The following is an 11,503-nucleotide window of genomic DNA, read 5'->3' as shown; positions in this document are numbered from 1 at the left end:
GCCACACCCACATGCGCGCGGCCGTCTGGCATGGCCGCAACGATATCCGTGTCGAACAGGTACCTTTGCCGGCCGACCCTGCGCCGGGCTGGGTGCAGATCAAGGTGGACTGGTGCGGCATCTGCGGCTCCGACCTGCACGAGTATGTTGCCGGCCCGGTGTTTATCCCGGTAGAGGCCCCGCACCCGCTGACCGGCATTCAGGGCCAGTGCATCCTCGGCCACGAATTCTGCGGCCACATCGCCAAGCTTGGCGAAGGCGTGGAAGGCTATGCCGTAGGCGACCCGGTGGCGGCAGACGCCTGCCAGCATTGCGGCACCTGCTATTACTGCACCCATGGTCTGTACAACATCTGCGAGCGCCTGGCCTTTACCGGCCTGATGAACAACGGTGCCTTCGCCGAGCTGGTCAACGTGCCCGCCAACCTGCTCTACCGGCTGCCGCAGGGCTTCCCTGCCGAAGCCGGGGCACTGATCGAACCGCTGGCGGTGGGTATGCACGCGGTGAAAAAGGCCGGCAGCCTGCTTGGGCAAACCGTTGTAGTGGTGGGAGCCGGCACCATCGGCCTGTGCACCATCATGTGCGCCAAGGCTGCGGGTGCGGCGCAGGTCATCGCCCTTGAGATGTCCTCTGCGCGTAAAGCCAAGGCCAAGGAAGTGGGCGCCAATGTGGTGCTGGACCCCAGCCAGTGCGATGCCCTGGCGGAAATCCGCGCACTGACAGCAGGGCTGGGCGCCGATGTGAGTTTTGAGTGCATCGGCAACAAACATACGGCCAAGCTGGCCATCGACACCATCCGTAAAGCAGGCAAGTGCGTGCTGGTGGGTATTTTCGAAGAGCCCAGCGAGTTCAACTTCTTCGAACTGGTGTCCACCGAGAAGCAGGTGCTGGGGGCGTTGGCGTACAACGGCGAGTTTGCCGACGTGATTGCCTTCATTGCTGATGGTCGTCTGGATATTCGCCCACTGGTAACCGGCCGGATCGGATTGGAGCAGATTGTCGAGCTGGGCTTCGAGGAACTGGTGAACAACAAAGAGGAGAACGTGAAGATCATCGTTTCACCAGCTGTGCGCTGATTGTACCTTGAAGGCAACGTGGCACCTGTGGGAGCGGGCGCGCCCGCGAAGAAGCAACACGGTGGAGGGCACCGGCTTCGCCGGTGTTCGCGGCTGAAGCCGCTCCTACAGGGTACGCGCAGGGTACACGGCCTATGCGCCGAGACATGGGCTCACTGTCTCAGGCTCCCATTCTGCGTCATACTCGGCAGACCTATTGCCCGGTCCTCGCCATGCGTCCATTGCTCCCCATTACCCTGGTCCTGCTGCTCGCCGCCTGTGGCGATGGCGAATCGCTGCTCCCGCCGGACGCACGGCTGCCTGACGGTGGGCGTTACCGGGGGCAGGTGGTCGATGGCCTGCTGCAGGGTGAGGGCCGGATCGACTACCCCAACGGCAGCTGGTACGCCGGCAGCTTCAAGGACGGCCAGTGGCACGGCCAGGGCGAATGGCATGGCCAGAACGGCGAGGTCTACCGCGGCCAGTTCGCCGAGGGGCTGTTTCAGGGCCTGGGCGACCTGACCACCCCAGGCAGCCACTATAGCGGCACCTTCCGCCACGGCCGCCGCGACGGCGAGGGCACCCTCAAGCAAGCCGACCAGACATACCGCGGCCAGTTCAAGGACGACCTGTACGACGGCGCAGGCCAACTGGAACTGGCCGACGGCAGTCGCTATCAAGGCTTGTTCGCCAAGGGCAAGCCCAACGGCGCCGGGGTGCGCAGCGATGCCAGCGGCAACCAGTTCAGCGGCCTCTTCGTCAACGGCCAGCTACAAGGCGCCGGCACCTACGACAGCGTTGATGGCGAGCAGTACATCGGCGAGTTCAAGGACAACCGCCTGGAGGGCCGTGGCCGTTACGAGAATGCCGATGGCGACGTGTGGATCGGTGAATTCAAGGACGGCTCGCTGAACGGCGAAGGGGAACTGCTGGGCAGCGATGGCAGCCACTACAAGGGTGAGTTCGCCGACTGGCGTCTGTCGGGCCAGGGCAGCCTGCAACTGCCCGACGGCAGCAAGTACATCGGCGGGTTCCTGAACGATGCCTACCATGGCCACGGGCGGCTGATCCTGACCAGTGGCAAGGTCGAAAGCGGAACATGGGCCAACGGCGTGCGCGTGCGTGACCAGAATGGCAAGCTGCTGCCAGACCCACTGGACCTGGCTTTGCTCAACCAGGGCCGGCTGCTGGACGAGGCGCTGGCTCGGGTACCACGCTCGGCGCCACCGATCCAGCTGTATAGCCTGGTAGTGGCCGGCGATGGCCAGCAAAGCGTATTCCTGCGCGAAGCCGACTATGTCAGCAACATGCTCAGGGTGCGCTTTGGTGCGAGCGGCCAGGTGACGCTGGTCAACCACCGCGACCACATGGCCACACGCCCCATGGCCACCCGCGAGAACCTGTCCCGCGCCGCCACCACCCTGGCAGAGCGCAGCGGCCCTGAAGACCTGGTGTTCATCTACCTCACCAGCCATGGCAGCCAGGACCACCAACTGGTGCTCGACCAGCCCCGCCTGCAGCTGGCCGACCTGGCCGCTGACGAGCTGGCCACTGCCCTGGCACCGCTGAAGGATCGCGACAAGGTAATCGTCATCTCCGCCTGCTATTCAGGGGGCTATATCGCCCCGCTCAAAGATGAGCGCACGCTGATCATGACCGCTGCCCGGGCCGACCGCGTCTCCTTCGGTTGCTCGGAAGAAGCCGACTTCACCTACTTTGGCGATGCCCTGTTCGCGGAAGCGCTGAACCAGACCGACGACCTGAAACAGGCGTTTGAACTGGCCCGCGCCAGCGTTGCCGAAAGAGAACACAGGGAAGGCTTCGAGGCCTCCGAGCCGCAGCTGTGGGCACCGCCCGCCGTGCTTGAGCACTGGCACCACCTGCGCCAGCAACAAGCCAAAGAAGCGTTGCGTAACACCACACAGGCCAACGCGAGGGAACAGGCAAAAATGCCCGGCACTCACTAGACTTGTGTGTAACAAGGGAGAGACATCATGTACTTGACGCCTCAGCATGTCCTGCTTGCCGGAGCCACCGGCCTGACCGGTGAGCACCTACTGGACCGCCTGCTCAACGAGCCCACCATCACCCGCGTACTGGCGCCTACGCGCCGACCATTGGCCGAGCACCCGCACCTGGAAAACCCGGTGGGCGACCCGGCGGTATTCCTTCCGCAACTGGCTGGCCGGGTCGACATCGCTTACTGCTGCCTGGGCACCACGCTGAAGCAGGCCGGTTCCGAGTCGGCTTTCCGCGCAGTGGATCTGGACATGGTGGTCGCCTTCAGCAAGCGTGCCCGGGAAATGGGCGCGCGGCATCTGCTGGTGGTCAGTGCAGTGGGCGCCGACCCCAAGTCGTCAATTTTCTATAACCGGGTCAAGGGCGAGATGGAAGAAGCGCTCAAGGCTCAGGACTGGCCACAGTTGACCATCGTGCGGCCCTCGTTCCTGCTGGGCGAGCGGCTGGAGCCAAGGCTCACTGAACAGCTTGTTGCGCCGTTTTCCAGGTTGATACCCGGGAAGTACCGGGGAATCGAGGCTTGTACCCTGGCGCGGGCCCTGTGGCGGCTGGCGCTGGAGGAAGAAGACGGCGTGCGGGTTGTGGAGTCGGATGAGTTGCGCAGGTTGGGCAGGATCTAGGCTTCGCTCGTGCTGGCCTCTTCGCGGGCGTGCCCGCGAACGGCCATCACAGGCCGCCGGTGGCCTGGAAGCCTATGCCGGCCGCTGTCAGCAAAGACAACGGCAGCAGCAGGGTATCGAGCAGCATGCTGCCGGGCAGATCCAGGCGCGGATACGCCGGAGCGTCCGCACCGTAATGATCCCGCGGGCAACACCCGCCATTGATCACATACAAATCCAGCCGGGTACCGGCATACACCACCGGTGCGCCAGGCTTGTTGGCATCCAGCGTGCGTACCGTGGCGCAGCCCCCCAGCATCAACAGCGCCAGCAACCCTGCCAGTGCTCGCTTCAATCATCCACCCCGAAGTGGTGCTCGCCCCAACGCGGCAACATGTCCTGGGGGATGTTCAGCAGGTTGAGAATACGCGCCACGACAAAGTCGACCAGGTCGTCGATGGTCTGCGGCTGGTGATAGAACCCCGGTGCCGCCGGCAGGATCACCGCGCCCATCTGCGACAGCTTGAGCATGTTTTCCAGGTGGATGGTGGAGAATGGCGCTTCGCGAGGCACCAGGATCAGCTGGCGACGCTCCTTGAGGGTAACGTCGGCAGCACGCTCGATCAGGTTGTTGCAGGCGCCAGTGGCGATGGCCGACAAGGTGCCAGTGGAACAGGGGACCACCACCATTGCCGCCGGGGCGCCAGAGCCCGAGGCTACCGGCGACATCCAGTCTTCCTTGCCATACACACGGATCTGCCCATCGGCCGCGCCGGTGTATTCAGTCAGGAAGGCCTGCATCGCCTGGGGCTTGGCCGGCAACACGACGTCCGTTTCGGTGGCCATCACCAACTGTGCGGCCTTGGAGATCAGGAAGTGCACCTCGCGGTCTTCGCGTACCAGGCAATCGAGCAGGCGAAGGCCATACTGGGCACCCGAGGCGCCCGTCATGGCCAGGGTGATGCGCTCCGGTCCGTTCATTTCAGCGCCTCGGCCAGCTTGCCGTGCAGGCCGCCGAAGCCGCCGTTGCTCATGATCACCACATGGGTGCCTGGGCGAGCCTGGCCTTTGATCCGCTCGATGATCGCTTCGAGGCTGTCGGCCACCACGCTCGGCACCTTGCACTGCGCGGCGGTTGCGGCCAGGTCCCAGCCGAGGTTGGCCGGCGCATACCAGATCACCTGGTCGGCGTCGTTGACGCTTTCTGGCAGGCCGTCACGATGGGCACCGAGTTTCATCGAGTTGGAGCGAGGCTCGATCACCGCGATCACAGGCGCCTCACCCACCTGCTTGCGCAGGCCGTCGAGCGTGGTGGCAATGGCGGTCGGATGGTGGGCGAAGTCATCGTAGATGGTCACACCTTGTACTTCGGCAACCTTCTCCATGCGCCGCTTGACGCTCTTGAAGGCACTCAGGCCGTCGATACCCATGGCCGGCACCACGCCTACATGACGCGCGGCTGCCAGGGTGGCCAAGGCGTTGGCGACGTTGTGCTGGCCGGTCAGTGCCCAATCCACCACACCCTGCACTTCACCCTCGAACAGTACTTCAAAGCGCGAGCCATCAGGGCTGAGCAGGCGGGCTTGCCACTGGCCGCCCTCCCCGGTGGTTTGTACAGGGGTCCAGCAGCCCATGCCGATCACACGCTCCAGCGCTTGCTCGGTGGTCGGGTGGATGACCAGGCCTTCGCTGGGGATAGTCCGCACCAAGTGGTGGAACTGCCGCTCGATCGAGGCCAGGTCCGGGAATATGTCTGCGTGATCGAACTCAAGATTGTTGAGGATCGCGGTACGCGGGTGATAGTGGACGAACTTCGAGCGCTTGTCGAAGAAGGCGCTGTCGTATTCATCGGCTTCCACCACAAAGAACGGCGTGTCGCCCAAACGGGCCGACACCGAGAAGTTCTGCGGCACACCACCAATCAGGAAGCCCGGGCTCATGCCAGCGTGCTCCAGCACCCAGGCCAGCATGCTGCTGGTGGTGGTCTTGCCGTGAGTACCGGCAACGGCCAACACCCAGCGGCCTTGCAGCACGTGGTCGGCCAGCCACTGCGGACCGGAGACGTAGGGCAGGCCCTTGTTCAGCACGTATTCAACCGCTGGGTTGCCGCGCGACATGGCGTTGCCGATGACCACCAGGTCTGGCGCCGGATCCAGCTGGGCCGGGTCATAGCCTTGGGTCAGCTCGATACCTTGGGCTTCGAGCTGGGTACTCATCGGGGGGTAGACGTTGGCGTCGGAGCCGGTGACGCGGTGGCCAAGTTCCTTGGCCAGCACCGCCAGCGACCCCATGAAAGTGCCGCAAATACCGAGAATGTGAATATGCATGGTCGACCTCGCAAAACATCGAGGCAGGGTAGCCCAGGGCGCGACAAATCGCACCCGCTGTTTCGCTCAGTCGCCCCTGGTAAAGCCGTGTTTGCGCAGTTTTCGATACAAGGTATTGCGGCTGATGCCCAAGTGCTCGGCGACGCGGGTGAGATGCCAGTGTTTTGCCTCCAGGACCTCCTTCAGCGCTTGCCGCTCCGCGTCGAGCAGAACCTTGGTCCCTACAGATTCACCCTCAATCTCTGCGGCACCGCCGGACCTGTGGGAGCGGGCTTGCCCGCGAACGAGGGCAACGCCCTCGCCCTCTATTGCCTGGTCGGACATCTTCGTGGGCTCGCCCGCCCCCACGGGAGGTGGGCTGGTACGGATGACTGCGGGGAGGTCCGCAAAGGTAATGCGGGCATCTTCGCAAAGCGCCACCAGGGTACGCAGCACATTGCGCATCTGCCGCACGTTCCCCGGCCAGGTATATTCGAGCAGCACCTGCCGCGCCCTGGGCTCGATGTCGATTCGTTGCCCCTGCGTCTCCTGGCGTAGCAGAAAGTCCAGCAACTGCGCCTTGTCACTGCGTTCACGCACCGCCGGCAGCGCTACCTCCAGGCCATTGAGGCGGTAATACAGGTCCTCGCGGAAACTGCCCTGCTCAACCCGTTCCAGCAGGTCACGGTGCGTAGCACTGACGATGCGCACGTCCACCGCCTGTGGCTCTCCCCCGATCGGCACCACCTGGCGCTCCTCCAGCACCCGCAGCAGTCGGGTTTGCAGGGCAAGCGGCATATCGCCGATCTCGTCCAGCAGCAAGGTGCCGCCATCGGCCTGCAACAGCTTGCCGCGCATGCCCTCCTTGCGCGCGCCGGTAAAACTACCGCCGCGGTACCCGAACAGCTCGCTCTCGATCAGGCTTTCCGGGATGGACGCGCAGTTGATGGCGACGAACGGCTTGCCGCGCCGCTCACTGGCCTGATGCACAGCCTGGGCGAAGGCCTCCTTGCCACAGCCGGTCTCGCCGCGCAGCAGCAATGGCACATCGCGCTCGAACACCCGCACGCTGCGGCGGAAATCATTTTGCAACGCAGGGTCCAGCAGACAGACCAGCGGCTCGCGTTCGCGTGCGGGCCGCGGCTGGGCAGCCGGCACCGACCACACCGGCGCCCGGGCCTGCCCCCGCAGGCTGGCGTACACCTGGCGACCGTCCAAGGTGCGCAGCGGCCAGACAGTGCTGCCGCCGGGCGTGGCACGGCTGAACATTTCGTCATGGCTGCACGCGAAAAAGCACTCCAACGGTTTGCCCAGCACGCCACCCCGTACCGTGCCCAGCAGGTTCAGTGCGCTTTGGTTGGCAGCGCAAATGCGCCCATCGCCGTCTAACGCCAGCAAGCCTTCGCTGAACAGGCCGACCGACTCGGCTTGCAGGTGAAAACGCAATAACCATTGCTGCTCGAAATGGCGCAGGAAATAGCAGCTCTCGATCATCTTCGCCGACAGGTTGACCAACGCCATGGTGTGGAACTGGCTTTGCCGCGATACGTCGGGGCGGGCAGAGGACACGTCGAGTACCGCCAGCAAATCGCCATGCGGGTCGAACACCGGGCTGGCCGAGCAGGTCAGACCAGTGTGACGGCCACGGAAGTGCTCGTTCTGGTGAATGGTCAGCGCCTGGCGCTCGACCAGGCAGGTGCCGATGCCATTGGTGCCCTCGCGCGCCTCGCTCCAGTCGGCACCCAGCCACAGCCCGGCACGCTCGAAGCTGCGCCGCTCGGTGGGGGCACTGACGCAGTTGAGGATCACCCCGCGGGCGTCAGTCAGCAGCACCGCGTGGCCCGCGCCGGAAAGCTGCTGGTGCAGGCTGTTCATTTCATGGTCGGCAATTTGCAGCACCTGGTGCAGGCGCTCGCGGCTTTCCAGCAGGCGCCCATGCTCAAGCACCACCGGGGCTTCTATCACCGCCGGGTCGAGGTGGTAATCCTCCAGGCAGCGCAGCCAGGAACGGGCGATGGAAGGGTCACTGCCGCCCTCCCCGGCCCCACCATGGGCAACGCTATGGACCTGCCGGGCATGGCGAGTGAAGTGATTGCTCTGCATTGTTGTAATTCTCCGCAGATAGAGCGTCAGCCCAGCATCCTCCACCCGGGTAGGCTTTGCAATGCACACACCGGTGACGTGTCGAAAACGGCACAAAATGTCACCCCTGGCGTACCGACGCCGGCACAGCCCCTCCTTGATCAGGCCGGTAAAAATGACCCAAGTCATTGATTTGCCTGACACGGCCAACACTGGCCCAACCCTTGCTCTATGCTTTTCAACTCCCTAAAAAGCACAATACCAAGGAGACACACCATGCGTTATGCACATCCCGGTACCGAGGGCGCGAAGGTTTCCTTCAAGAACCGCTACGGCAACTACATCGGTGGTGAGTTCGTTGCTCCGGTAAAGGGGCAGTACTTCGAAAATACCTCCCCGGTGAATGGCAAGCTGATCGCTGAATTCCCCCGTTCTACTGCCGAAGACATCGAGAAAGCCCTGGATGCCGCCCATGCAGCCGCCGACGCCTGGGGCCGCACGTCAGTGCAGGATCGTTCCAACGTGCTGCTGAAGATCGCCGACCGCATCGAGCAGAACCTCGAACTGCTGGCCATTACCGAAACCTGGGACAACGGCAAGCCGATCCGCGAAACCCTCAACGCCGACATTCCGCTGGCAGTCGACCACTTCCGCTATTTCGCTGGCTGCATCCGCGCCCAGGAAGGCGGCGCTGCCGAGATCAATGAAGGCACCGTGGCCTACCACATCCACGAGCCACTGGGCGTGGTCGGGCAGATCATCCCCTGGAACTTCCCGATCCTGATGGCGGCCTGGAAGCTTGCCCCGGCACTGGCCGCTGGTAACTGCGTGGTGCTGAAGCCTGCCGAACAGACGCCACTGGGCATCACCGTCCTGCTCGAAGTCATTGGCGACCTGTTGCCACCTGGCGTGCTCAACGTGGTGCAAGGCTACGGCCGCGAAGCCGGTGAAGCCCTGGCCACCAGCAAGCGCATCGCCAAGATCGCCTTCACCGGCTCTACCCCGGTGGGCTCGCACATCATGAAATGCGCCGCCGAGAACATCATCCCGTCCACCGTCGAACTGGGTGGCAAGTCGCCGAACGTGTACTTCGAAGACATCATGCAGGCCGAGCCAAGTTTCATCGAGAAGGCGGCAGAAGGCATGGTGCTGGCGTTCTTCAACCAGGGCGAAGTGTGCACCTGCCCGTCGCGTGCCCTGGTGCAAGAGTCGATCTACCCGCAGTTCATGGAAGTGGTGATGAAGAAGGTGCTGCAGATCAAGCGCGGCGACCCGCTGGACACCGACACCATGGTCGGCGCCCAGGCCTCGCAGCAGCAGTTCGAAAAGATCCTCTCGTACCTGCAGATTGCCCAGGACGAAGGCGCCGAGCTGCTCACCGGCGGCAAGGTCGAGAAGCTGGAAGGTGCGCTGGCTACCGGTTACTACATCCAGCCGACCCTGCTCAAGGGCAACAACAAGATGCGCGTGTTCCAGGAAGAAATCTTCGGCCCGGTGGTCAGCGTCACCACCTTCAAGGACGAAGCCGAAGCGCTGGCGATTGCCAACGACACCGAGTTCGGCCTGGGTGCCGGCGTGTGGACCCGCGACATCAACCGTGCCTACCGCATGGGCCGCGGCATCAAGGCTGGCCGTGTGTGGACCAACTGCTACCACCTGTACCCGGCGCATGCCGCGTTCGGTGGGTACAAGAAGTCGGGGGTCGGGCGTGAGACGCACAAGATGATGCTGGATCACTATCAGCAGACCAAGAACCTGCTGGTGAGCTACGACATCAATCCGTTGGGCTTCTTCTAGACCGCGTCGCCTTCTTCGCGGGTAAACCCGCGAAGAGGCCAGGCCGGCATACCCTGAACCCAGGGCGGCAACCGTGCACCAGCCGCTCTGGCTCGCTTCCTGCAGTACCCATCACCATCGGCCCGGAACCCTTCCGGCCACCAAGAAAAACAACAGGTGAATCTATGCCAAGCGAACATTCCGCCGGAACGCCGGCAGGCTCTTCCGTCGACTTCGAGAAAGTCGGCTCTGACTATTTCCAGCAACGTGAACTGAAAAAAGGCGCCGCCGGCTGGGTACTGCTGGTCGGCCTGGGCGTGGCCTACGTCATTTCCGGCGATTACGCTGGCTGGAACTTTGGCTTGGCTCAGGGCGGCTGGGGTGGCATGTTCCTGGCCACCTTGCTGATGGCCACCATGTACCTGTGCATGTGCTTCTCGCTGGCCGAGCTGTCGTCGATGATCCCCACCGCTGGCGGCGGCTACGGCTTTGCCCGCAGTGCCTTCGGCCCGTGGGGCGGCTTTCTGACCGGCACGGCGATCCTGATCGAATACGCCATCGCCCCTGCCGCCATCGCGGTGTTCATCGGCGCCTACTGCCAATCGCTGTTCGGTATCGGCGGCTGGATGATCTACCTGGCGTTCTACATCGTGTTCATCAGCATCCACATTTTCGGCGTGGGTGAGGCACTGAAGCTGATGTTCATCATCACCGCCATTGCCGCCATTGCCCTGGCCGTATTCCTGATAGGCATGGTGCCCCATTTTGATGCGGCCAACCTGTTCGACATCGCCAAAACGGACGCCGTCGGCGCCAGCAGCTTCCTGCCGTTCGGCTATGTCGGCGTGTGGGCAGCCATCCCCTACGCCATCTGGTTCTTCCTTGCCGTCGAAGGCGTGCCACTGGCCGCAGAAGAAACCAAGAACCCCAAGCGTGACCTGCCACGCGGCCTGATCGGTGCCATGCTGGTACTGCTGGCCTTCGCCTTGCTGATCCTGGTGGTCGGCCCGGGCGGCGCAGGCTCCGAGGCGCTGAAGGCCTCCGGTAACCCGCTGGTCGAAGCCCTGTCGAAGGCCTACGGCGGCTCCACCTGGATGGGCGGCTTCGTCAACCTGGTCGGTCTGGCCGGGCTGATCGCCAGCTTCTTCTCGATCATCTATGCCTATTCCCGGCAGATCTTCGCCCTGTCCCGCGCCGGTTACCTGCCGCGCAAACTGTCGGAAACCAACAAAAGCAAGGCCCCGGTACTGGCCTTGGTCATCCCCGGCATCATCGGTTTTGCCCTGTCGCTGACGGGCCAGGGTGACTTGCTGATCCTGGTGGCAGTATTTGGCGCTACCCTGTCTTACGTGCTGATGATGGCTGCGCACATTACCCTGCGCATCCGCCGGCCAAAGATGGAACGCCCATACCGCACCCCGGGCGGCATCTTCACCTCCGGTCTGGCCCTGGTGCTGGCGTGCATCGCCGTGGTCGCCGGATTCCTGGTTGACCCGCGGGTAGTCATTGGCGCTGCAGTGATCTATGCGGTATTAATTGCCTACTTTGCTTTCTACAGCCGCCACCACCTGGTCGCGGGCACACCGGAAGAGGAATTCGCCGCGATCCAGAAGGCCGAAGAGGCCCTGCACTGATCGTCGCCACCCGCCGCGGGGCAACCCGCGGC

General features: G+C 63.7%; 9 protein-coding genes. 5 read left to right on the top strand and 4 right to left on the bottom strand.

The genetic code is table 11. The features are described from left to right. Positions 1-11 precede the first annotated feature (11 nt). The 3 genes from ACF8GF_RS01365 (at position 12) to ACF8GF_RS01355 (ending at position 3,694) form a co-directional block, all read left to right on the top strand. Positions 12-1,076, top strand: coding sequence for a 2,3-butanediol dehydrogenase (locus tag ACF8GF_RS01365; protein ID WP_245355382.1), 1,065 nt, complete (start codon positions 12-14; stop codon positions 1,074-1,076). Between the two features lie 212 nt (positions 1,077-1,288). Then, positions 1,289-3,022 carry a C13 family peptidase gene (locus tag ACF8GF_RS01360; protein ID WP_176684377.1) on the top strand — a complete coding sequence of 578 codons (1,734 nt, stop codon included), beginning with the start codon at positions 1,289-1,291 and terminating at the stop codon, positions 3,020-3,022. A gap of 27 nt (positions 3,023-3,049) precedes the next feature. Then, on the top strand, positions 3,050-3,694 hold the full coding sequence (locus ACF8GF_RS01355; protein ID WP_176684376.1) for an oxidoreductase: 645 nt from the start codon (positions 3,050-3,052) through the stop codon (positions 3,692-3,694). A 46-nt stretch (positions 3,695-3,740) separates the two neighbouring features. Here the strand turns inward: ACF8GF_RS01355 and ACF8GF_RS01350 are convergent, their stop codons facing one another. The 4 genes from ACF8GF_RS01350 to ACF8GF_RS01335 form a co-directional block, all read right to left on the bottom strand. Next, positions 3,741-4,028, bottom strand: coding sequence for a YceK/YidQ family lipoprotein (locus tag ACF8GF_RS01350; RefSeq protein WP_176684375.1), 288 nt, complete (start codon positions 4,026-4,028; stop codon positions 3,741-3,743). Next, entirely contained in the window at positions 4,025-4,654 is a 630-nt protein-coding gene (ubiX, locus tag ACF8GF_RS01345; RefSeq protein WP_003255348.1) for a flavin prenyltransferase UbiX, read from the bottom strand. Before ubiX ends, ACF8GF_RS01350 begins: the two co-directional genes overlap by 4 nt. After that, a complete protein-coding gene (mpl, locus tag ACF8GF_RS01340; protein WP_392460580.1) occupies positions 4,651-6,000 on the bottom strand; it encodes a UDP-N-acetylmuramate:L-alanyl-gamma-D-glutamyl-meso-diaminopimelate ligase in 1,350 nt (449 codons plus the stop codon). Before mpl ends, ubiX begins: the two co-directional genes overlap by 4 nt. Before the next feature lie 66 nt (positions 6,001-6,066). After that, on the bottom strand, positions 6,067-8,082 hold the full coding sequence (locus ACF8GF_RS01335; RefSeq protein WP_392487551.1) for a sigma-54-dependent Fis family transcriptional regulator: 2,016 nt from the start codon (positions 8,080-8,082) through the stop codon (positions 6,067-6,069). Positions 8,083-8,337: 255 nt separating this feature from the next. On the opposite strand from ACF8GF_RS01335, the gene ACF8GF_RS01330 reads away from it, so the two are divergent. Together ACF8GF_RS01330 and eat are read left to right on the top strand one after the other, a co-directional pair. Continuing rightward, positions 8,338-9,858: an aldehyde dehydrogenase family protein gene (locus tag ACF8GF_RS01330; RefSeq protein WP_176684372.1), complete on the top strand. Its 1,521-nt coding sequence runs from the start codon at positions 8,338-8,340 to the stop codon at positions 9,856-9,858. Positions 9,859-10,022: 164 nt separating this feature from the next. Then, positions 10,023-11,471, top strand: coding sequence for an ethanolamine permease (gene eat, locus ACF8GF_RS01325; protein ID WP_392460579.1), 1,449 nt, complete (start codon positions 10,023-10,025; stop codon positions 11,469-11,471). Positions 11,472-11,503: the final 32 nt, after the last annotated feature.

It is taken from the genome of Pseudomonas sp. yb_5 (assembly GCF_043103865.1).
Classification (GTDB): Bacteria; Pseudomonadota; Gammaproteobacteria; order Pseudomonadales; family Pseudomonadaceae; genus Aquipseudomonas; species Aquipseudomonas putida_Y.
Note: the sequence above shows the minus strand (reverse complement) of the source record. Positions and strands in the feature narration are given on the sequence as shown.